This is a genomic window from Streptomyces sp. NPDC052396, from assembly GCF_044593195.1.
In the GTDB taxonomy this organism is placed as follows: Bacteria; Actinomycetota; Actinomycetes; order Streptomycetales; family Streptomycetaceae; genus Streptomyces.
Window position 1 is genome coordinate 311,248 of record NZ_JBIUAW010000004.1, and the last position, 20,083, is coordinate 331,330.

Here is a 20,083-nt window from a genome sequence, read left to right on the forward strand (position 1 = left end):
AGTGTACGAGGATCGGGCGGCCCGAACGGGTGATGTGGATGAGTCGCCCGATGTGGAAAACGCGCTCACCCACGAGCGCCTACGCCACCTCGATGCCGTACTCCTGCACCAGTTCTTCCAGCCCGCCGGGGTAGCCCTTGCCGCCCACCACAAAGTCCCAGTCGCCATTGGCCCGGCGCCGGAAGGAGCCCAGCACCAGCGCGGTCTCGCCCGGGCGGCCGTCGGACACCTCCAGCTGTCCCAGCTCGGCCCCGGAGGCGTCGGACAGCCGGATCCGGGCCCGGGTGAACCGCGCCAGATCCGCCTCCGGATTGACCTCCGGGTCGATCGCGGCGGCCAGCACCAGCCGGTCGGCGGCCGCGGGCAGCGCGTCAAAGGCCACCCGCAGCGCCGCCCGGTCCCCGGCGGACGGCTCCTGGGCCGCTACGGTCCCGTCCGGTGTGCGCGGATTGTTATAGAAGACGAAGTGGTCGTCGCTGAGCACCTGTGACCCGGCGCACACCAGCGCGCACACATCCAGCGCCACCTGGCCGGACCAGCTCATCCCCAGCACGTTGTACGCCGGGTGCTCGGGCGCCGCCGTGGGAGTGGCCGGCGCGGCAGCGGAGCTGCCCGGCCCCAGCCGCCCGCGCAGCCCGTGCTGCCTCAGCAGTCCCAGCAGCTCCTCGCCCGACACCAGGGTCAGCGGCTTGCCATTGGCGAAGGCATAGGAGCCCGGCCCGAACCCCGAGGTGGTGACCAGCACCCCCTTGTTGGCCCCCGCTCCCTGCACCGTCCCGAACAGATCCCGCACCGCGGTCGGCGGCACCGTCTTGCGGTACCGCTTGACCTGCACAATGATCCGGCCGCCGCTGATCGGGTCCGGGTCCAGCGCCTCCACGTCCACCCCGCCGTCATTGGACCGGCTGGTCATCACCGCCCGCATGCCGCGCGCCCGGAACAGCTCCGCCACCACCGCCTCGAAGGCCACCGGGTCCATGGTGAAGAGATCCGGATCCTCGTCGTCGGCTTCGCCGCCGTGCGAGACCACGCCCCGGCCCACCTGGTCCGGCGTCCGCCCCGGCGGCACCGTCGCCTTCTGGTCCGGCCGCGCCGACAGCGCCCCGCCCAGCCCGTCCACCAGGCACTCCGGCGCGCTCACCTCCTCCAGGTGCAGCCGGCCGAAGGCGGTGCGGTCCGTGGTGACCGTCGCCAGGAACAGCCGGGCCCGCTGCCCGGTTGCCGGGTCCCGGTCGTCGGTGAACCCATTGAGCGCCACCGACTCCAGCGCCCCGAACTCATCGGCCGCGAACAGCTCCCGCAGCGCCAGCAGCATGCACTGCGCCAGCACCTCCCGGTACAGCGCCCGCCGCTGGGTGACCGGCCGGGCCGTCTCCTTCTCCTCGTCCGGCGTCGGCAGATACCGCACCGACTTCACCCCGGGCACCACCTCGGCCCCCGGCAGCTCCCAGTCCAGCACCAGCTGCCTGGCGCCCGGGTCATAGGCCGCGCTCACCTGGTGCGGGAACTCCTCCGGCCAGGCCGAGGAGGCGTATAGCGCCGCCGAGAAGTACTCCACCACCGCGTCCGGATCGCCCTCGCGCAACGCGGCCGTCAGCTCCGCCATGCCCGCGTTGTGCTGCCGGATCTCCTGCAGCCGGGCGGCCGCCCACTGCTCGTACTGCCGCCGGTACGCCTGGAGTTGACCCAGCCGCCGCTCCTCGGCCTCCTGTGCGGCACACAGGTCCCGCTCGTACTGCGACCGGCTTCCGAAGCCGTACCGCCCCCGGTCCGGCATCAGCACCGGCTGCCCCAAATGCCCCGGCTCGAACGGCTCCACCGCCTCCGGCCGGGCCAGCCGGCCGCTGCTGAACGGCTCGGCCCGGCAGCCGGCCCGCAGCAGCCCTTGCAGCGCGGCGACCCGCTCCTCGATCTCCTCGGTCCGCCGGCGCGCCTCGGCCTCGCGGGCCTGGCGGTAGGCCGCCTTCTGCTCCCGGTCATACGCCCGCTGCCGCCGCTCCAGCTCCCGCTGCTCCCGCACCCGTTCCCGCTCGCGCAGCTCCTGCTGGCGCTGCTGCTGCCGCTGGGCCTCCGCCCAGATGCCTATCAGTCCACTGGAGCGACGAGTCATGGCGGATCCTGCCCTCCCCCCGAGACCTTGCCGTCCCGGAACCGCGTGCTGCACTGGCTCGCTGACCAGCGGTGACCGGTCAACTCTAGTCGGCTGACGGGGCGTGAGGAGGGGTCCCGGGCGGGGCGCCGGCCGGCCCGGCCGCTACCCCAGCAGCACCGGCAGCTCCAGCACGCTATTACTGATGAACGACGGGAGTGGCGTCAGTTCCCCGGCCCCCACCGCCAACTCCAGCCCGGGAAAACGACGAAAGAGCGCGGGCAGGGCGATTTGGGCCTCCTGGCGGGCCATGGCGGCGCCCAGGCAGTAGTGCGGGCCGTGGCCGAAGGCGAGGTGCTTGGCGGGTGGCCGGAAGGCGTCGAACTCCCCGGCGTCCGGGCCGTGTTGGACGGGACAACGGCCGGCGGCGGCATAGGAGGCGAGGATGGCGTCGCCCCGGCGGATCACCGTGCCGGCCAGCGGGATGTCCTCGGTGGCATAGCGCAGCGGGAAGTGCGCCACGGGGGAGTCCCAGCGCAGCGTCTCCTCGACCACCGAGGCCCAGGGGAGGGATCCGGCCCGGGCCGCGGCCAGTTGGCCGGGGTGGGACAGCAGGGCGCGGACCGCGTTGGTGATCAGGTTCATGGTGGTGCCGTGCCCGGCGACCAGCATCAGCACCAGGGTGCCGATGAGTTCGGCGGGGGAGAGACGGTCGCCGGCGGCGATCAGGTCGCTGGTGATGTCCTCGGCGGGGTGCTCGCGCTTGTCCGCGACCAGCTCGGCCAGCAGGTCGTGCAGGGCACGGCGGGTGGCCAGCACCTCCTCGGCGGCGGTGGTGCTGCTGACCAGGCTGGCGGAGAGGGTGCGGAAGGTGTCGTAGCGCTCCGCGGGCACGCCCAGCAGGCCGCCGATGGAGCGCATCGCCAGCGGATAGGCGAAGTGGCGGCGCAGGTCCACCGGGCCCGGCGGCCGGGCGGCCAGGCCGTCCAGCAGCGCGTGGACGTCGGCCGCCACCCGGGGGCGCATGGCGGCCACCCGGCGCGGGGTGAAGGCCGGGGTGACCAGGGTGCGCAGCCGGCGGTGGTCCTCGCCGTCGGCGGTGGTCATGCCGGCGTTGGTGATGAAGTCGATCAGCGGCCAGCCGTCGGGCACGGCGCCTTCGGCCAGGGCGGACCAGTGCCGGGCGTTCTTGGCGACGCGCGGGTCGGCGAGCAGGTCCTGGAGCAGCTCATGCCGGGTCACCACCCAGGCGGGCAGGCCGCCGGGCAGGGCGACCCGCACGACGGGGCCTTGTGCCCTCAGGTGCCGGATCTCTCCGTGCAGGTCGGTGGCGGTGGCGTCCAGGGGGACGGGGGTGGGGGCGGGGGCGGTGTCCGGGGTGCCCGGGGTGTCCATATGGCCCTCCCATGGTCGGGGTGATGGCGGGGTGCTCGGGTTTCGGTCGGCGGGTGCGGGTTGTCTGTGGCTGGTCGCGCCCACGCGGCGGAGCCGCATCGGGTAGCCGCCCCGCGCCCCTTACGGGGCGCACCTCCGTCGTTCGGGTGCGGGCCGTGGGTGGTTGATCGCGCAGTTCCCCGCGCCCCTATGAGGCCCCCCGGGTCGGGGAGAAGCGGACCGGGAGGGCGGTGAGCGCCCGGGCCCAGGGTGAGGGGCGGTAGGTGAGGGCCTCCGGGGGGACGGCGAGGCGGAGGTCGGGCAGGCGGTGGACCAGGGTGTCCACCGCGGTGTGGGCGATCAGCCGGGCCGGATCACGTGCCGGGCAGGTGTGCGGGCCGGCGCTGAAGGCCAGGTGGGAGCGGTTGCCGGGGACGATCCGCCCGTCCGGCGGCTGGACCGCCGGATCCCGGTTGGCGGCGGCCAGGCCCAGGATCAGGGCGTCACCGGCCCGGATGTCCTGGTCGCCCAGGCGGACGTTCCGGGTGGCATAGCGGCCGGGGAAGTTCTGGGTGGGCGGGTCCCGCCACAGCACCTCGTCCAGCGCCGCGTCCACGGTCAGCCGGCCGCCGGTGACATGGCTGCGGAACCGGGTATCGGTCAGCAGCAGCCGCACCGTGTTGGCGATCCAGTTGGCGGCCGGGCCGTTGCCCGCGACGATGACGACGATCAGATGGTGGAGCACCTCCTCGGCCGAGAGCCCGGCCGGGTGGGCCAGCAGCCAGGAGGTGAGGTCCTCGCCGGGGGCGGCCGTCTTCTGCCGTACCAGCTCGGTGAGCGTCTCCTGAAGCGTCCGGTTGGCGGCCCGGGCCTGCTCGCCGCTGTCCACCAGGCCGTTGACGGCGGCGGCCAGCCGGGGGGCCAGCTGGTCGGACAGGCCCACCATCCGGGAGGCCACCCACAGCGGCAGGCGCATGGCGTAGTCGCCCACCAGCTCCGCCTGCCCGTCACCGGCCACCGCATCCAGCAGCATATTCGCCAACTGGGCCACGCTGCGCCGTAGTTGGTGCTGGTCCAGCCGCATGAGGCCGTCGCCGACGGCCCGGGACAGCCGCCGGTGCTCCGCCCCGTCGGCGAACAGCAGGGTGGGCCGGTAGCCCATCATCGGCAGCAGCGGTGAATCCGGGCGCACCAGGCCCTCGTTCAGCGCCCGCCAGCGGCGCGAGTCATGGGAGAAGCACTCCTCGTTGCGGGTGACCTCCAGCAGCTCGCGGTAGCCGAGCACCAGCCAGGCCGGTACGCCCGGCTCCAGCTCCACCGGTGCCACCGGCCCGTGCTCGGCGCGCAGCCGCTCGTACAACTCCCCGGTGTCACCGGTCAGTACCTGCCCGTAGAGCGCTGCCGGGGCGGCGGCGGGGGCGGGACGGCCGGCTGCGGTGTCGGTCACGCGGGGGTCTCCTGGGCGAGCGGGGAAGTGAGCGGGGCGGCGGCGGTGTAGAGGTGGTCGACCAGCGTCACCAGGGCCCGGGCGCTGGAGGTCCGGTCCCGGGCGTCACAGTCCACCACCGGGGTGTCCGGCAGCAGGTCCAGGGCCTCCCGCAGTTCCTCGGGGGGATAGCGGGGCGCGTCCGGAAAGGCGTTGGCGGCCACCGCGAAGGGCACCCCCAGGTCCTCCAGGTGCCCCAGCACATCGAAGCCGGCCTCCAGCCGGCGGGTGTCGACCAGGGCCAGCGCGCCCAGCGCGCCATGGGTCAGATGCCGCCACAGCGGGAAGAACCGGGGCTGCCCCGGAGTGCCGAACAGATACAGCACCCGGCGGCTGTTGAGGGTGATCCGGCCGAAGTCCATCGCCACCGTGGTGGTCGCCTTGCCGGGCAGCGCCTCGTCCACACCCTGCCCGGCCTGGGTCATGGTCTCCTCGGTGCGCAGCGGGGGGATCTCGCTGAGCGAACCGATCAGGGTGGTCTTGCCCACGCCCAGCGGCCCGGCGATCACGATCTTCACCGAGGTGCGCACCGTCGGCGGCAGATAACGGCCGCCGTTGTGCTCAGAGTTGACGGAGGCCATCGAGTACCTCTTTCAGCAGGGCGGGATCATGTTGGGCGGCGTCCGCGGTGACGGGGGGACGGGCGGTGACCAGGCCGGCGTCGATCAGATCGCCGAGCAGCACCTTGACCACCGCGACCGGCTGGCGCAGATGCGCGGCGACCTCGGCCACCGACAGCAACTGCCCGCACAGGGCGAGGATTTCCCCGCACTCCGGGGAGAGCGCGATCTCGTCCTCGGCGCCGTCCTGGGCCACCACCAGGGTCTCCAGCGCCAGGCTGTCCCGGGAGGGCGCCGCCCGGCCGCCGGTGATCACATACGGGCGTACCGGGCCCGCCCCCGAGGAACCGCTCATGGCCGGGCGGCACGCGGCGGGCTGCTCAGGTGCTCCCCGATCCGCACCACCAGGTGCTGCATCTCCCGGGCCACCAGCCCGGCGTCCACCTCGGCGGTGCTGGCGACGGCCAGCGCCGCGCCGGGGCCGGCCGCCACCAGGAACAGGAAGCCGCCGTCGTGCTCCACCATCACCTGCCGGGTGACGCTGGGGCCGTCCGCGAGCTGCGCCGCGACCTCATGGCCCAGGGAGAACAGACCGGAGCAGATGGCCGCCAGCCGGTCGGCGTCATCGATGGACAGATCCGGCGAGCAGGCCAGCCGGAGTCCGTCCCGGGACACCACCAGCGCGTGCCGTACCGCGGGAACCCGCAGGACGTCGGCCAGCAGCCACTCCAGATTGGCGTGCGTACTCAAGGTGTTTCCCTTTCACTGTGGTCGCGGCCCCGGTCCGTGGTCGGCCGGACCTCCTGGGCCGCCGGTGCCCCCGTCGCCTCGGCCCGGCCCACCCGGGTGCCGGCCTGCAGGCTGCTCATAAAGGCCGCGGCGCGCTGCGCGGAGCGGGCGGTGGGCGACTCGGCGCCGGGCGCGGGCGGGGATGCGGCCGGCGGCGGGGTCGCGGTGGCGCGGCGGCTGCGCCGCCTGGGCAGGCCCCCGGCGGTGACGGCGGGCGCGTCCTGGGGCGGGTGCGCCGGTGCTGTGGCCGGGTGTTCCGGTGCCGGGTGTTCCGGTGTCCGGTGTTCCGGTGCCTGGCGTTCCGGTGCCTGCTGGGCCGCGCGCTCCGGCCCGGGCGCGGCATACGGCAGTTCAGGGGCGCGCGGCGGTGCCGGGGTGGCCGGGGTGTACGCGGCCATGGACAGCAGCGCGGACGGCACCAGCACCACCGCCCGTACCCCGCCATAGGCCGAGGGCGAGTCCAGCTTCACCGAGAAGCCGTACCGGCGGGCCAGCCGGCCCACCGCGGCCAGGCCCAGCTGGGGGTTGGCGCCCAGGCCCCGCCCCTCGGCGGCCTCGTCGCCGCGCAGCCGCTGTTCGGCCTCGGCCAGGGCGCCCTCGGTCATGCCCAGGCCGCCGTCGTCGATCTCGATGACCGCGCCGCTGTGCACCGGGCGGATGGCCACCAGCACGGTCACCGTGGGCGGCGAGTAGCGGGTGGCGTTGTCCAGCAGCTCGGCGACGGCGTGGATCAGCGCCTCCACCGCACGCGGCTCCACGGTCGCCTCCCGGGAGCCGCGCACCTGGACGCGCTGGTACTCCAGGATCCGCGACTGCGCCCCGCGCACCACATCCAGCAGCGACACCGCGTCCGGCCACTGCCGTCCCGGCCAGGCGCCGCACAGCACCTTCATGGTCTGGGCCTGGCGGGCGAGCTGGGCGGCGGCATGGTCGGCGCGCATCAGCCCGGCCATCAGCACCGGGTCCTCCACGCTCTGTTCCAGGACGTCCAGGCCCTGCTGCTGGGCGAGCGCCATCACCTGGATACGGTCCGCCATGACCAGGAACGCGGCCCGGTCGGCGTCGGAACGGTCCTGCTGGGCGCGCAGCGCCGCGGCGACCCGCTCCACCTCCTCCTCCAGCGCCCGCTGACGGGCCGTCGCCTTCTCCCGCTCGGCGACGGCGGCGTCCCGCTCGGAGTTCGTACGGTTCAGCTGCCGCCGGGTACGCGACCGCAAGGGCACGGTGATCACGGCAGCGGAGGCCACGCCCACGAGCAGCCCCGTGAGTACGGCCTCCGGTATCGGCATCATCAGCGGGCCCCCGGGCGGCGTTGGCAACTGGTCGAACTGGAAGACGGCCGTCAGCCTAAGGGGATGAGTGCACACACCGTCAACGTCCGCTGATCGCGGCAGCGGTGACATCCGCCACCAGTTCGGTCATGTCTGGACCATAGGCATCCGAGTTGACCACTTTCAGCAGGAGACAGAATGTTCCGTCCCGTCTGTACCGGCGGGCCAGCCGGGCGTGATGACGTGCCAGATAGCGCACGGCGGCCTGGTTGCAGACACTGCGCTGACCAGAGGCGAGGAAGACCGGACGCCCGCCGTCCGGACCGGTCAGCCGGGCCAGCAGGACGTACTCGGCCGCGCCCTGCTCCATCCGGTAGGTCTCGCCGCCGACCGTCAGCAGCCGGCCGTCGGGACCGTCCGCCGTCGCCACCCCCGGCAGCAGCGAGCGCAGATGGGCCTCGGTGCGGCGGTTGGAGACCGGCCCGCCCACACAGAACTCGGTGCGCACCCCTATCCCCTGCCGGGCGGTGTCATGCACCACGATCTCCGGCCGCGCCCCGCACTCCCTGATCAGCGCGGCGAGTTCCAGCAGGGCGAAGGTGTCGTTCCGGGACACCCCCGTACCGCCCGCCCAGGGTGCCTGGTTGACCACCAGCACACACTCCGCGCCGCTGGTCAGGCCGAAGAACGCCTGGGTACGCCGCAGTTGGCGCCGCCAGAGCCGGGTGCGGACGAACCAGCCGGCGCCGGCGCTGAGTCCGCTGGCCGCCAGCCCCAGCAGGATGTTGCGGATGTCGTCATTCATGGCCGGGGAGCCTACGGCTACAGTCGCCCGTATGAGCGATCAACTGCGGCCCCCCTTCGGCAACTTCATCGACGTCCTCCCCGCCCTGGAGGCGGCCGGCAGGCTGCCGGCTCCGGTGGCCGGGGCGCTCAAGGGCTGGGACGCGGCGGACTCCGTCCTCTATGTGGACAGCGACCCGGCCCACGCCGACACCGCCGTGTTCGCCGAGACCTATGGCGTACCGCTGGATGTCTCCGCGAACTGTGTGGTGGTCGCCGCCAAGCGGGCCGGAACGGTCACCCTGGCCGCCTGCCTGGCCCGGGCCGACACCCGCGTCGACGTCAACGCCACGGTCCGCAAGCACCTCGGCGCCCGCAAGGCGTCCTTCGCCCCCATGGACACCGCCGTTGCCGAGACCGGCATGGAATACGGCGGCATCACCCCCGTCGGCCTCCCGGCCGCCTGGCCGCTGCTGATCGACGGGGCGGTGGCCGAACTGCCCCATGTCCTGATCGGCAGCGGCGGCCGCCGCGGCAAACTGATCGTCCCGGGCCGGGCCCTGGCCACCCTGCCGGGGGCGGAGGTGCTGGCGGGGCTGGCGGGGTGAGCGACCCGAGGTCGCGTCACTTCTCGCTCCGCTCGACATACAGCTCGACATACAGATGGATCGGGCCGCGGAGAATGGGGCTGCGCCGGTAGGGCGGCGGGTCGGCGACCAGCCGGGGCCGGTCGAGGCGGCGTACCAGCTCGCGACCAAGTCCGCTTCCTCGCGCAGCCGTTGCGGAATCGCCGGGTGGCGCAGGATCCGCCGGGCGCCGGTCAGCGCAGGTTCTGACGGGCGCCGGTGCGGGCGGACTCCTTGATGGCGTCCAGCAGTTGGTGGGTGCGGGCAGCGGTACCGAAGTCCGGTTCGCATGGCTCGCCGGTGCGGATCGTGTGCGCCAGGTCCCGGTAGACCTGGCGCACATTGCGGACCGCCGGCGGCACCTCCGGGTCCAGCGGCTGGTAGGGGGTGCTCAGCGGCAGCCGGACCGGCTCGCCGGCGCCGTCGGCGAAGTCAAGGGTGAACTCGGGGCCGACCAGCGAGTCGTCCAGTGAGCGCAGCACCAGCCGGCCGGCCCGGCCGTGCACCTCGATCCGGAAGCCCTCACCGCGGGGCCCGCCGGTCATAAAGTGCGCGGAGGCGGCCGCGCCGGACTCCAGCAGCCCGGCCACCACGATCTGGTCCGGCGAGGTGACCTCGATCTCCTGACCGGCCTCCGCCATGGTGATGCGCCGGATCCGGGTGGCCAGGGTGGCCGACAGTTCGGTGAAGTCGCCGACTACGGAACGGAACATGTCCAGTGAGTGGCCGGCGACCACGGCCAGATGGTTGACGCCCTTGGTGTGGTCGAAGAGGTCCGCGTACCGGGTCGACCACACCTCCGGGGTCGACAGCGAGTAGCTGATCGACGCGGACAGCACCTCGCCGACCCGGCCGCCGGCCACCAGGTCGCGCAGTTGGCGCGCCGCCGGGTGGTGCCGGCTCTGCAGGCCCACCGCGTGCCGCACGCCGGCGGCCTGTGCGTGGTCGCGGAACCGGGTGGCGTCCCGCGCGCCCAGTGCCAGCGGCCACTCGCTGTAGACATGCTTGCCGGCTGCGATGGCGGCCGCCACCAGACCGTCGCGGCGCGGGAGTTGGACGGCGATGACGACCAGGTCGACCTCGGGGTGGTTGATCAGCGCATGCGCGTCGTCGAAGGCGTGCTCGGCGCCCCAGACCTCGGCGGCGGCCTCGGCCGCCGCCCGGCTGGTACCGGCGACCGCGGTGACCCGGTAGTCGTCCAGGCCGCTCAGCGCGGGCAGATGGACGCCGCGTCCCCAGCCGCGCGCGGCATGGGCGCCGATCACTCCTACCCGGATGCTGTCTGCCATGTCGGTGTTCCTTCCTTGCCGTTCGGCCGGGTCCGGGTCGGGGGGCCGAGTCGGGAGTCATGTCGGGGGGTTGGTGCAGGCCCGGTGGGATCAAGGAGTGGTGACGGCCGCGTCGGGCGCGGCGGGCTTGGCCGGAGCCGCGTCCCGCGCCGGCGCCTTGGCGTCGCGCAGCACCAGGAAGGCGACCAGCCAGCCGAGGAGGACAAAGCCGGCCGCGCAGACAAACGCCAGGCTGTAGCCCTCGCGCAGCGCCGGGACCCGCGCGGTGCCCTTGGCGATCAGGCTGTTGCTGTGCGCGGTGGCCACCGTGGCCAGCACCGCCAGGCCGACCGCGGCACCTGCCTGCTGGGCGGTGTTGTTCAGGCCGGAGGCCAGGCCGGCGTCGCTCGGCCGGGCACCGGACATGGCCCGCATGATCACCGAGGGGATGGTCAGGCCCATGCCCAGGCCCTGGATGACCAGGGTCGGCGCGACGTCCGTCCAGTAGTCGCCGTTGACCGGCGCCCGGCTGAGCAGCAGCAGACCGATGCCCAGCAGCAGCAGGCCGGTCAGCAGCACCCGGCGGGTGCCGAAGCGGGCGGTCAGCCTGGCGGAGCAGAACAGCGAGATGGTGCCGATCACCAGCGGCGCCGGCAGGAACGCCAGGCCGGTCCGCATCGAGTCGAAGCCCAGCACCCGCTGCAGGTAGAGCGCATTCAGGAACTGGAAGCCGAAGCCGGCCGCGAAGACCAGCACCACCACGGTGTTGGCACCGTTGATCTCCCGGTTGCGGAAGATCCGCAGGGCCAGCAGCGGGCTGGCCGCCCTGGCCTGGCGCAGCACAAAGCCGGCCAGCAGCAGCACCGAGACCACCCCGCAGACGGCCGGCTCGCCGACGCCGGCGCGGTCCTCGGAGACCTGCGAGATGGTGAAGACCCCCAGTGAGAGTCCCAGCGTGACCAGGAGCGCGCCCATCGCGTCGGCCCCCGCCCGCAGCCCGATCCCGGCCTGCGGGGCCAGCTCGCGCAGGCCGGCGAACGTGGCCACCACACCCGCCGGCAGGTTGATCAGGAAGACCCAGTGCCAGCCCAGCGCATCGGTGATCACACCGCCCGCGATCAGGCCGGCCGAAGCGCCGCCGGCCGAGACAAAGCTGTAGATCCCCATCGCCTTGGCCTGCTCGCCCGGCTCCGGATAGAGGCCCACGATCATGCCGAGCACCACGGCGGAGGCCAGTGCCGCGCCGACGCCCTGCAGGAACCGCCCGGCGATCAGCATGCCCGCGCTGACCGAGACGCCGCAGAGCAGCGAGGCGGCGGTGAAGGTCATCAGGCCGGCCAGGAAGACCTTCTTGCTGCCGATCAGGTCGCCCAGCCGCCCGGAGAGCAGCAGCAGGCCGGCGAACGCGATCAGGTAGGAGTCGACGACCCAGGACAGGCCGCTCTGGGAGAAGTGCAGGCTGCTCTGGATCGCGGGGAGGGCAACCGTGACGATGGTCCCGTCCAAGATGATCATCAGCTGCATCGCACACAGGATCGTGAGCGCTCTGCCGCGCGAACGTGCTGGGCCGGTGTCTGTGCGGGTCATGATCGTCGTCCTTCTAGGTGCACGTCTTGTTACAGAGGACATGCTCTGGAACTATCGTGCTCAGCGGAAGGAGGCACATTGATGTCCCAGCGGAACAGCGGTGTAACCGCCCAGGTCAGCGGCGCGCCGGAATGCGAATCGCCCGCGGCTGAGGCCGCCTGCTCGGTGCTTGAGGTCCTGGGCCGGGTGAGCGGGAAGTGGAGCATCGGGATCCTGCTGGTCACCACGCAGGGCCCGGCCCGGTTCACCGAGCTGGAGCGCCAGGTGAAGGGGATCAGCCGGCGGATGCTCACCCTGACACTGCGCACTCTCGAGCGCGACGGCCTGCTGGAGCGGACCGTCTACCCGACCGTGCCGCCCAAGGTCGAGTACCAGGCCACCCCGATGGCCCGTGAGCTGTACGACTCGCTGCTGGCACTGACCGGTTGGGCCGAGCGCCACCTGCACGAGATCGACCGCTCCCGGCTGGACTACGACGAGCGCACGGCCGGGTCTGGGGCCCGCACTCCCGTTGATGTCAGGACCTGATCTCAGAACCTGATGTCAAAGGCCCCCAGCCAAGATCGGCTGGGGGCCTTTTCCCTGGTGCCCCCGGGCAGATTCGAACTGCCGACACCCGCTTTAGGAGAGCGGTGCTCTATCCCCTGAGCTACGGAGGCGAGGCCGCCAGTTGGCGGCCGGGGATCAGCCTACCGGGTTCCGGGGCCTGCTGGGGAAGGGGTTGTCGGTGCCGGGGAGCGGGGTGGAGCCGGGGGGCTCACCGGGTTCGGATGTCGTGGGGGGTGCCGTTGGTGATGGCCTGGAGTTTGTCCGGGTTGGCCACGTTGTGGAGGGTGGTGATGCGGCCGGCGGCGTCGAAACGGACGAACCGCGCACCGGTCCCGTCCAGCGTTGTTCGTCAGTGACGACCACGGGATGGAAGCGGACCGTGCTTCCGTGACATGGGAGTTGTGTGATGCGGGCCACACCCGGCAGGGGGCTACCGGACGGGCGCCCCGGCGGTGAGGAACCAGTCGATGGCGGAGCTGAGCGCGGCGGGGTTCTCCACCGGGAGTTCGTGCCCGGCGTCGCCGATGATGCGGACCACCGCGTTGGGGTAGCCCTTGGCCATGCGCAGCATCTGCGGTACCGGCAGCTGGATGTCGTGGTAGCCGTGCACCAGCAGTACGGGGGCCTGGATCTCGCCGATCCGGTCCAGTACGTCGAAGGCGCGCATGGCCCGGTAGCCGTTCATCACCACCTCGCGCGGGGTGGCCGCCGAGGCGCGGGCGTACCGGCGGATCTCCGCGCGCGGGTGGCCGGGGGCGAAGGCGCGGTGGATGTTGGCGGTGACGAAGAGGCGGAAGGGCGCCAGCCTGGAGAGGTCCATCAGCAGGCCGCGGCGGCGGCTGTAGACCATCCTGCTGATCGAGTCCACCAGCACCATCCGCTCGATCCGCTCCGGCTGGGCCAGGGCCAGGGCTTGGGCGATCATCCCGCCCATGGAGTGGCCGACCGGGATGAAGCGGTCGACCGCCAGCTGGTCCAGGAGGGCCCGGACGTCGCCGGCCAGTTCCCCGATCGCGTGCGGGACGCCCCCGCTCTCACCGTGTCCGCGCAGGTCCAGGCGGATCACCCGGCGGTGCGGGGCGAAGTGTGCCATCTGGTGGTCCCAGCGGTGCCGGTCGGCGGTCCAGCCGTGGATGAACACCAGGGGTACGCCGTCGCGGCGGCCCTCGTCGTCGAAGGTCAGTCCGGCACCGGCGATCTCGGTCTGCGGCATGGGCCGAGGATAGTTGAGGGTGGGGGAGTGGGCGAGGGTGCCCAAGTGCCGGACGGGCGTGACGAGTTCGGTCAGTGGTGGGAGCCGCCGCGGCCGCGGCGGGTGACCTTGACCCGCCAACTGCCCTGCCGGTCATGGCCGGTTACCTCCACGGTGACGCCCTCGATGGTGACATGCTGTCCGGGGAGATAGGCCGCGTCGGTCAGGCTCGCGGTGACATTGGGGTCCTTGGTGTAGCAGCCGCGGCTGCCGGGGGTGGCGTCCGAGGCGCGGATGGGGCCGGCGCCGGAGGGACGGTCGGTGGCCACGGTGGTGACCAGGATGCCGGCGCGGCAGACGGCGTGGTCCAGCGGTCCGGGCGCCCGGGCCTCCAGGGTGACGGCCCGGGTGGCGGAGAGCGGGACCACCACCAGCTTGGGGCCGCCCTTGACCGAGGTGGGGGTCAGGGTGAAGGTGCGGGTGCCGGCCAGCGCGGCGCAGTGCACCTGGCCGGGGGACAGCCAGCCCAGCTTCCACTTGTGCCAGGCCAGGAAGTCATTGGACGGGCCCCAGTCCTCGTCCATCGGATCCCAGTGGCCCACCGGGGTGCGCAGCCGGCTGCCGGCGCCGGTGTAGTAGAGGTCGGGCAGGCCGAAGCTGTGCGCGTTCTCATGGGCGAGCACCCGGTAGGGGCTGTCGCCGGTCTGCCGGCTCCAGATGAAGGAGACGTTCTTCAGCGGGGCGCCGTGCCGGGTACGCAGCCCGGTGGGTGCGCCGGCGAAGGTGACCGAGCGGACGTCCTCGGTGGCCGGCGGCCCGGCGTTGGGCGTGGCCAGCACATTGACCAGGTCGTAGTGGCGCAGGTCGAGCTGCCCGTCCACCGCGGCCAGGATCTCCTTGGACAGCGCGTAGTAGCCGGCGTCGCCACGGGAGTCGAAGGGGGTGCCGCGCTCTATGCCGTATGCCGAGTAGGGGCGGGACATCCGGATCCAGCGCAGCAGCGGGGTGGAGCGGTAGTCCAGCCGCCCGTAGGAGCTGGCCCGGTAGTAGGCGGGGACGGCCGGGAAGAACTCGGCGTACCGCTGCTGCGGGGTGCCCCGGGCCGGGGCGTCCGGGAAGTCGATGAAGAGGGTCGCGGCCCGCACCACTCCGCTGGAGCGGGCGAAGCCGCGCGGGGTGCGGGCGCCCTCGGAGACATTGTGGGTGGCCGTGCGCAGGGCGCAGGGACCGGAGGGCCGGCGGCCGGTGGGGTCCACCGCGGTGACGGCCGCCGGAACGGTCCGGGAGGCCTCGGCGGGAGCCGGTGCGGTGAGGGCGAACAGGGTGGCCGCCATGGCCGGGATGGCCAGTGATCTCATGGCCGTCACCTCCTGCAGCGCTGCCTTCACTGTGGGTTCTCGCGCGGGTGTTCGCCCTCGGGAGTGCGGCGAATGGGTGACGCGCCTCACAGCCGGAATGGGAAATTTCCGGGGAGGGGTTCCCCGTTTGACAGTGCGTCCCACAAAAAACGGGGTGATCATCCCCGGTTCCCGGGCGAGGATCACCCGGATCACCCGGATCACCCGGATCGCTCAGGTCGCCAAGACCGCTCAGATCACCAAGACAGCTCAGAGCCACCAAGACCGCTCGGATCGCAGAGACCTCAGGAGGGCCCGTCGTGTCAGCCCCGCCGCAGCCGCGCCTTCGCGCGGACGCCCAGCGCAACCGTGAGCGGATCCTGGCGGCCGCCCGCGAGGTGCTGGTCGAGGAGGGAGCGGAGTTCTCCTTCGACAAAATCGCTCGACGCGTCGGGGTGGGCAATGCCACGCTGTACCGGCATTTCGCGGACCGCCGCGAGTTGATCCACCATGTCGTCCTCTCCGTTGTGTCCGGCGTCGCCGACCGGGCCGAGAGGATTCGAGCCGAGGAGCCCGATGCTTTCCAAGCGCTGAGCCGCTTTGTGCACGCCGCCGCCGATGAGCAGGTGGGTGCGCTGTGCCCGCTGCTGGACGGCGTTGTCGACCGTCATCACCCGGACTTCGAGGACACCCGGCTCCGGATGGTGCGGGGGATCGAGGCGCTGCTGTCGGCGGCTCGCGCCTCGGGGCAGCTGCGCCCCGATATCGAGGTCGGTGACCTGATGGTGGCGCTCAATCAGCTCACCCGGCCGCTGCCGGGCCGGGGTTGTGCGAACTTCGACCAGTTCGTCCACCGCCATCTGCAGATCTTCCTGGACGGTCTGCTGGCGCCGGCCCGCTCCCAACTTCCGGGGAGGGCCGCGACCTTCGAAGACTTCTGTGACAACTGACCGCCCCGCGCGGCCGGTTGTCGGACCCCCCTGCCATAGTCCGTTCCAGACCCCAGACTTCCCCAGACTTCTCCTCGCACGCCCGCGACGCTAGGTAGGCCCTTCCATGCCAGACACCATCACACCGGACCCCCGGCGCTGGAAAGCGCTGATCTTCATCGCCCTCGCCCAGCTGATGGTCGTGCTGGATGCCACCATCGTCAATATCGCGCTGCCCTCCGCGCAGAAGGCGCTGCACATCTCGGACGGCAACCGCCAGTGGGTGATCACCGCCTATGCCCTCGCCTTCGGTGGCCTGCTGCTCTTCGGCGGCCGGATATCCGACCTGTGGGGCCGTAAGAACGCCTTTGTGACGGGCCTGCTGGGCTTCGCCGCCGCCTCCGCCCTCGGTGGCGCGGCGGCCAACGGCCCGATGCTGATGGGCGCCCGCGCCCTGCAGGGCGTCTTCGGCGCGCTGCTCGCCCCGTCCGCCCTGTCGCTGCTGGCGGTGATGTTCACCGAGGCCAAGGAACGCGCCAAGGCCTTCGGTGTGTTCGGTGCCATCGCCGGTGCCGGTGGTGGTGTCGGTCTGATCCTGGGCGGCCTGTTCACCGAGTACCTCAACTGGCGCTGGACCTTCTTCGTCAACATCCCCTTCGCCGTGGTGGCCGCCGCCGGTGCGCTGGCGACCATCCGGGAGACGCCCGGCAGCCGCAACTCCGCCAGGCTGGACATCCCCGGCGTGGTGCTGGCCACCCTGGGCCTGGTCTCCCTGGTGTACGGCTTCACCCGCGCCGAGTCCAATGGCTGGACGGCCGGCGGCACCATCGGCCTCTTTGTGGCGGCCGCGGTCCTGCTGGGTTCCTTTGTGGCCCTCGAGGCCCGGGTGAAGGCCCCGCTGCTGCCGCTGCGTGTGGTGGCCAGCCGTAACCGCGCCGGTGTCTACGCCTCGCTGGGTCTGGCCTCCATCGCGATGTTCGGCCTGTTCCTCTTCCTGGTCTACTACCTCCAGGTGGTGCGGGGATACAGCCCGGTCAAGACCGGTCTGGCCTTCCTGCCGATGATCGCCACGATGATCACCGGTTCCACCCAGATCGGCGCCCGGCTGATGACCAGGGTCGCCCCGCGCTGGCTGATGACCCCGGGCTTTGTCCTCGCCGCGGTGGGCATGCTGCTGCTCACCCAGATCGGCCTGGACACCTCCTACACCACCGGGATCCTGCCCGGCCTGATGATCATGGGCCTGGGGATGGGTACGGCCTTCATGCCCGCCATGAGCCTGGCCACGCACGGGGTGCAGGCCCGGGACGCCGGTGTCGCCTCGGCGATGGTCAACACCTCGCAGCAGGTCGGCGGCGCCATCGGCACCGCGCTGCTGAACACCATCGCGGCCAGCGCCACCACCGCCTACGCCAAGTCGCACCTGGCGGGCGCCACGTCCAAGCAGCTACTGGTCTTCCAGTCCATGGTGCACGGCTACAAGGTGGCCATCTGGTGGGCGGCGGGCATCCTCACGCTGTCCGCGCTGCTCGCCCTGGTGCTCATCAACGTCGGCCATGACAGCGGCGCTTCGCCCGCCGCCTCCGGTGACGGTGAGGACGCCGAGGACTTCGTCCCGGTGATGGCGCACTGACCGGTCCGTTACCCCCCCCGACGGCCCGAAGACGAGGCCCCCGCCCGGAGTTGTGTCCGGCGGGGGCCTTTGTGGTGTCCCGGTGGCGCCAAGTGTCAGCGCAGCCAGGGGAGATCGGCGCCGGCCGGCTGCAGGGCCGTCGCCAGCTTGCCGCAGATGTCGCCGAACTGCTCGGCCTCCTCAGGGGTGAGCCGGTCGAAGACGGCCGCCCGGACCGCGGCCACATGGCCCGGCGCGGACTCGCTCAGCATCCGGAAGCCCTCCTCGGTCAGCACGGCCAGCTGGCCGCGCTTGTCGGAGGGGCAGTGCTCGCGGCGCACCCAGCCGTTCTTCTCCAGCCGGGCGATGGCATGGGAGAGCCGGGACCGGGTGATCTTGGCGCTCTGGGCCAGTTCGGTCATCCGCATCCGGCGGCGCGGAGCCTCGGAGAGCTCCACCAGCAGGCCGTAGTAGAGGTGCGGCATACCCGCGTCACGCTGGAGCTGACGGTCGAGGTGGTCCTCCAGCAGCGTCATGGCATGGCGGAACGCCCGCCAGGTGGCCTGCTCCTGCTCGCTGAGCCAGCGGGGATCCGGCTGGTCCGTCGCGGGTCGGTTCGTCATGACATCCACTGTTTCACGCATGGGGCCCAACCCTCCGCAGTGCTTGAACTTTAAATAAGTTCAGCCTAATGTGAAGCTAGGTGTTTTAGAGTTCAAGTAATTGGAGGGTGTCATGCCGACCTCCGCCGGACGCATGCCCGTCCTCTACCTCTCCCATGGCGCCCCGCCGCTGGCCGATGACCCGCTGTGGCCCGGACAGCTGGCCGCCTGGTCGGCCGGCCTGCCCCGGCCGCGCGCCGTGCTGATGGTCTCCGCGCACTGGGAGGAGGCCCCGCTGGCGCTGGGCGCCACCACCACCGTCCCGCTGGTCTATGACTTCTGGGGCTTCCCGGAGCACTACTACCGGGTCCGCTACCCCGCCCCGGGCGCCCCCGAGCTGGCCGAACGGGTGCGCGGGACGCTGCGCCGGGCCGGCACCCCGGTCCAGGACCTGCCGGAGCGCGGGCTGGACCACGGCGCCTATGTCCCGCTGGCCGAGATGTATCCCGAGGCCGATATTCCGGTCCTGCAGATGTCGCTGCCCACCCTCGACCCGCGCCGGCTGCTGGAGACCGGCCGCCGGCTGGCCCCGCTGCGGGAGGAGGGGGTGCTGATCGTCGGCAGCGGCTTTTTCACCCACAACCTGGCCGCCCTGCGCCACTCCGGAATCCCCTCCTGGTCGGCCGAGTTCGACCACTGGGGCCGCGAGGCGCTGGCGGCCCGGGACGTGGACGCGCTGCTGGACTTCCAGCACAAGTCCCCGGCGGGCCGGCTGGCCCACCCGCGCACCGAGCACTTCGCCCCGCTGTTTGTCGCCCTGGGCGCGGCCGAGGACCAGCTGGGCAGCCAGCGCAGCGTGATCGACGGCTTCTGGAGGGGGCTGGCCAAGCGGTCGGTGCAGTTCGGCTGAGGGCCGGGGTCAGGCCGGCCGCTCGACCAGCTCGCAGGCCCGGGCCACCGCGGCCAGCGCGGTGCCGGCCCGCTCCGGTGCGGCCGCGGCCACATCCAGCGCGGTGTCGGCCAGCTTGATCACATGCTCGTCGCCATGGGCCGCGGCCCGCTCGAACGCCTCCTCGGCGGTGCCGGGGGCCGGGGCGGCGGAGGGCAGCGGTCCGTCCGGGGCGTAGGCGGCGGTCACCGCGGCGCTCGACAGCCAGGCCGCCGTATAGCCGGGCACCCATAGCTCGCGGGGCAGCGCGGGCAGCGTCCGCAGCACCGCGTTGGGCGCGGTGGCCGCGTGCACCAGCATCACCGGTTCGCCGTGCGCCCGCTCCGCGTACCGGCAGACCGCCGCGCACACCAGCTCCGTCAGCAGCTCCCGGGCGTCCTCCGGCCCCCGGGGCGGGCGCGGCGCGCTCACCGCGGCGGGCCAGCCCGGGGTGGCGGGGAGTTGGCTGACGCGGTCCAGGACGCTGCCCCGCCGACTGGGTACGGCCGGGACCGCCGCCAGCGCCCGGGCGGGGTCCCGGGTGCCGGAGAGGGTGACCGGCGCGGCCGGCGGCAGATGGCGGGCCGCCCAGTAGCCGAGGGCCTGCGCCAGTTCGGCGGTACGCGGCGCGGCCTCGCCGTCCGCCAGCAGGGTCCGTACCGCATGGCCCACCCGGATCACCGGGTGGGTGGCGCCGCCCAGAATGCCCGGCAGCAGCCGGGGCCACCACTGGGCGAGCACCTCGCGCCAGGGCCGTTCTTCCAGGCAGCGGCCGAAGTGGCCGATCCAGTCGGCCAGATGACGGGGATCACCGAGGAAGGCCCGCCAATTCCCCTCGTCCACCCGGATGTTGCCGGCGGCGGGCATCTCCTCCAGCTTGTCCCGGTAGGAGTTGAGCCAGTGGTGTACCTCGGCCGCCTGCCCATGGCGCACCAGCGCCTCCACGGCCATGGGCGCGTGGTTGCTGAGCCTGCCCAGGTGTTCGGGGCCGGTGGTGTGCAGGCGGGTCAGCGCTTCGTCCAGGGTTGCTGTGCTCTCCGGCTGGGTCATGGACGCACGCTAGGCGTGGCGTCCTCGCCGCCGGAACGGTCTGTCGCCCTG

General features: G+C 72.6%; 19 protein-coding genes, 1 tRNA gene and 1 pseudogene. 5 read left to right on the top strand and 16 right to left on the bottom strand.

The features are described from left to right. Positions 1-79: 79 nt before the first annotated feature. The 8 genes from ACIHFE_RS12765 to ACIHFE_RS12800 all read right to left on the bottom strand — a co-directional run bounded on the left by ACIHFE_RS12765 (position 80) and on the right by ACIHFE_RS12800 (position 8,374). Entirely contained in the window at positions 80-2,110 is a 2,031-nt protein-coding gene (locus ACIHFE_RS12765; RefSeq protein ID WP_400105867.1) for a restriction endonuclease, read from the bottom strand. Between the two features lie 144 nt (positions 2,111-2,254). Beyond that, on the bottom strand, positions 2,255-3,484 hold the full coding sequence (locus ACIHFE_RS12770; RefSeq protein ID WP_400105868.1) for a cytochrome P450: 1,230 nt from the start codon (positions 3,482-3,484) through the stop codon (positions 2,255-2,257). A gap of 187 nt (positions 3,485-3,671) precedes the next feature. Further along, the gene (locus tag ACIHFE_RS12775; RefSeq protein WP_400105869.1) at positions 3,672-4,910 is read right to left on the bottom strand and encodes a cytochrome P450; all 1,239 of its coding nucleotides are present in this window, start codon (positions 4,908-4,910) and stop codon (positions 3,672-3,674) included. Further along, the gene (locus ACIHFE_RS12780) at positions 4,907-5,530 is read right to left on the bottom strand and encodes a GTP-binding protein (protein WP_400105870.1); all 624 of its coding nucleotides are present in this window, start codon (positions 5,528-5,530) and stop codon (positions 4,907-4,909) included. Before ACIHFE_RS12780 ends, ACIHFE_RS12775 begins: the two co-directional genes overlap by 4 nt. Continuing rightward, positions 5,511-5,864 (bottom strand): DUF742 domain-containing protein, encoded by a 354-nt coding sequence (locus ACIHFE_RS12785; RefSeq protein WP_400105871.1) that lies wholly within the window; start codon positions 5,862-5,864, stop codon positions 5,511-5,513. Before ACIHFE_RS12785 ends, ACIHFE_RS12780 begins: the two co-directional genes overlap by 20 nt. Beyond that, positions 5,861-6,259, bottom strand: a complete 399-nt coding sequence (locus ACIHFE_RS12790; protein WP_400105872.1) for a roadblock/LC7 domain-containing protein — start codon at positions 6,257-6,259, stop codon at positions 5,861-5,863. Before ACIHFE_RS12790 ends, ACIHFE_RS12785 begins: the two co-directional genes overlap by 4 nt. Continuing rightward, positions 6,256-7,590, bottom strand: coding sequence for an ATP-binding protein (locus ACIHFE_RS12795; protein ID WP_400105873.1), 1,335 nt, complete (start codon positions 7,588-7,590; stop codon positions 6,256-6,258). The genes ACIHFE_RS12790 and ACIHFE_RS12795 overlap by 4 nt, the downstream gene beginning before the upstream one ends. A gap of 79 nt (positions 7,591-7,669) precedes the next feature. Beyond that, on the bottom strand, positions 7,670-8,374 hold the full coding sequence (locus ACIHFE_RS12800; RefSeq protein ID WP_400105874.1) for a hypothetical protein: 705 nt from the start codon (positions 8,372-8,374) through the stop codon (positions 7,670-7,672). Between the two features lie 43 nt (positions 8,375-8,417). Here ACIHFE_RS12800 and ACIHFE_RS12805 point away from each other — a divergent pair, with 43 nt between their 5' ends. After that, complete coding sequence (locus ACIHFE_RS12805) at positions 8,418-8,960, top strand: YbaK/EbsC family protein (RefSeq protein ID WP_400106068.1); 543 nt, start codon at positions 8,418-8,420, stop codon at positions 8,958-8,960. A gap of 212 nt (positions 8,961-9,172) precedes the next feature. On the opposite strand, the gene ACIHFE_RS12810 is transcribed toward ACIHFE_RS12805, so the two are convergent. Further along, positions 9,173-10,267, bottom strand: coding sequence for a Gfo/Idh/MocA family protein (locus ACIHFE_RS12810; protein ID WP_400105875.1), 1,095 nt, complete (start codon positions 10,265-10,267; stop codon positions 9,173-9,175). 90 nt (positions 10,268-10,357) lie between these two features. Beyond that, positions 10,358-11,833, bottom strand: a complete 1,476-nt coding sequence (locus ACIHFE_RS12815) for an MFS transporter (RefSeq protein ID WP_400105876.1) — start codon at positions 11,831-11,833, stop codon at positions 10,358-10,360. Between the two features lie 81 nt (positions 11,834-11,914). Here ACIHFE_RS12815 and ACIHFE_RS12820 point away from each other — a divergent pair, with 81 nt between their 5' ends. Beyond that, a complete protein-coding gene (locus ACIHFE_RS12820) occupies positions 11,915-12,361 on the top strand; it encodes a winged helix-turn-helix transcriptional regulator (protein ID WP_400105877.1) in 447 nt (148 codons plus the stop codon). Between the two features lie 55 nt (positions 12,362-12,416). Here the strand turns inward: ACIHFE_RS12820 and ACIHFE_RS12825 are convergent. The 4 genes and pseudogenes from ACIHFE_RS12825 to ACIHFE_RS12840 all read right to left on the bottom strand — a co-directional run bounded on the left by ACIHFE_RS12825 (position 12,417) and on the right by ACIHFE_RS12840 (position 14,932). Further along, a tRNA-Arg gene (locus ACIHFE_RS12825) sits at positions 12,417-12,492 on the bottom strand. A 98-nt stretch (positions 12,493-12,590) separates the two neighbouring features. Beyond that, a pseudogene (locus ACIHFE_RS12830) lies at positions 12,591-12,692 on the bottom strand (RNA polymerase subunit sigma-24); the annotation flags it as partial. A gap of 120 nt (positions 12,693-12,812) precedes the next feature. Then, positions 12,813-13,595 (bottom strand): alpha/beta fold hydrolase, encoded by a 783-nt coding sequence (locus tag ACIHFE_RS12835; protein ID WP_400105878.1) that lies wholly within the window; start codon positions 13,593-13,595, stop codon positions 12,813-12,815. 71 nt (positions 13,596-13,666) lie between these two features. Further along, complete coding sequence (locus ACIHFE_RS12840; protein ID WP_400105879.1) at positions 13,667-14,932, bottom strand: M6 family metalloprotease domain-containing protein; 1,266 nt, start codon at positions 14,930-14,932, stop codon at positions 13,667-13,669. Positions 14,933-15,231: 299 nt separating this feature from the next. Between ACIHFE_RS12840 and ACIHFE_RS12845 the strand changes: the two genes are divergently transcribed. Continuing rightward, positions 15,232-15,861 carry a TetR/AcrR family transcriptional regulator gene (locus ACIHFE_RS12845; RefSeq protein WP_400105880.1) on the top strand — a complete coding sequence of 210 codons (630 nt, stop codon included), beginning with the start codon at positions 15,232-15,234 and terminating at the stop codon, positions 15,859-15,861. A gap of 106 nt (positions 15,862-15,967) precedes the next feature. Continuing rightward, positions 15,968-17,473: an MFS transporter gene (locus ACIHFE_RS12850; RefSeq protein ID WP_400105881.1), complete on the top strand. Its 1,506-nt coding sequence runs from the start codon at positions 15,968-15,970 to the stop codon at positions 17,471-17,473. A gap of 95 nt (positions 17,474-17,568) precedes the next feature. On the opposite strand, the gene ACIHFE_RS12855 is transcribed toward ACIHFE_RS12850, so the two are convergent. Next, a complete protein-coding gene (locus tag ACIHFE_RS12855) occupies positions 17,569-18,075 on the bottom strand; it encodes a MarR family winged helix-turn-helix transcriptional regulator (protein ID WP_400105882.1) in 507 nt (168 codons plus the stop codon). Positions 18,076-18,187: 112 nt separating this feature from the next. Here ACIHFE_RS12855 and ACIHFE_RS12860 point away from each other — a divergent pair, with 112 nt between their 5' ends. Beyond that, positions 18,188-18,964, top strand: a complete 777-nt coding sequence (locus tag ACIHFE_RS12860; RefSeq protein ID WP_400105883.1) for a dioxygenase — start codon at positions 18,188-18,190, stop codon at positions 18,962-18,964. 9 nt (positions 18,965-18,973) lie between these two features. On the opposite strand, the gene ACIHFE_RS12865 is transcribed toward ACIHFE_RS12860, so the two are convergent. Beyond that, a complete protein-coding gene (locus ACIHFE_RS12865) occupies positions 18,974-20,032 on the bottom strand; it encodes a questin oxidase family protein (RefSeq protein WP_400105884.1) in 1,059 nt (352 codons plus the stop codon). Between the last annotated feature and the right edge of the window lie 51 nt (positions 20,033-20,083).

Coding starts and splice junctions, on each gene's coding strand:
- ACIHFE_RS12765 (WP_400105867.1), bottom strand. CDS start 2,110: ATGACTCGTCGCTCCAGTGGACTGATAGGCATCTGGGCGGAGGCCCAG.
- ACIHFE_RS12770 (WP_400105868.1), bottom strand. CDS start 3,484: ATGGACACCCCGGGCACCCCGGACACCGCCCCCGCCCCCACCCCCGTC.
- ACIHFE_RS12780 (WP_400105870.1), bottom strand. CDS start 5,530: ATGGCCTCCGTCAACTCTGAGCACAACGGCGGCCGTTATCTGCCGCCG.
- ACIHFE_RS12785 (WP_400105871.1), bottom strand. CDS start 5,864: ATGAGCGGTTCCTCGGGGGCGGGCCCGGTACGCCCGTATGTGATCACC.
- ACIHFE_RS12795 (WP_400105873.1), bottom strand. CDS start 7,590: ATGATGCCGATACCGGAGGCCGTACTCACGGGGCTGCTCGTGGGCGTG.
- ACIHFE_RS12800 (WP_400105874.1), bottom strand. CDS start 8,374: ATGAATGACGACATCCGCAACATCCTGCTGGGGCTGGCGGCCAGCGGA.
- ACIHFE_RS12810 (WP_400105875.1), bottom strand. CDS start 10,267: ATGGCAGACAGCATCCGGGTAGGAGTGATCGGCGCCCATGCCGCGCGC.
- ACIHFE_RS12815 (WP_400105876.1), bottom strand. CDS start 11,833: ATGACCCGCACAGACACCGGCCCAGCACGTTCGCGCGGCAGAGCGCTC.
- ACIHFE_RS12820 (WP_400105877.1), top strand. CDS start 11,915: ATGTCCCAGCGGAACAGCGGTGTAACCGCCCAGGTCAGCGGCGCGCCG.
- ACIHFE_RS12835 (WP_400105878.1), bottom strand. CDS start 13,595: ATGCCGCAGACCGAGATCGCCGGTGCCGGACTGACCTTCGACGACGAG.
- ACIHFE_RS12840 (WP_400105879.1), bottom strand. CDS start 14,932: ATGAGATCACTGGCCATCCCGGCCATGGCGGCCACCCTGTTCGCCCTC.
- ACIHFE_RS12850 (WP_400105881.1), top strand. CDS start 15,968: ATGCCAGACACCATCACACCGGACCCCCGGCGCTGGAAAGCGCTGATC.
- ACIHFE_RS12855 (WP_400105882.1), bottom strand. CDS start 18,075: ATGACGAACCGACCCGCGACGGACCAGCCGGATCCCCGCTGGCTCAGC.
- ACIHFE_RS12860 (WP_400105883.1), top strand. CDS start 18,188: ATGCCGACCTCCGCCGGACGCATGCCCGTCCTCTACCTCTCCCATGGC.
- ACIHFE_RS12865 (WP_400105884.1), bottom strand. CDS start 20,032: ATGACCCAGCCGGAGAGCACAGCAACCCTGGACGAAGCGCTGACCCGC.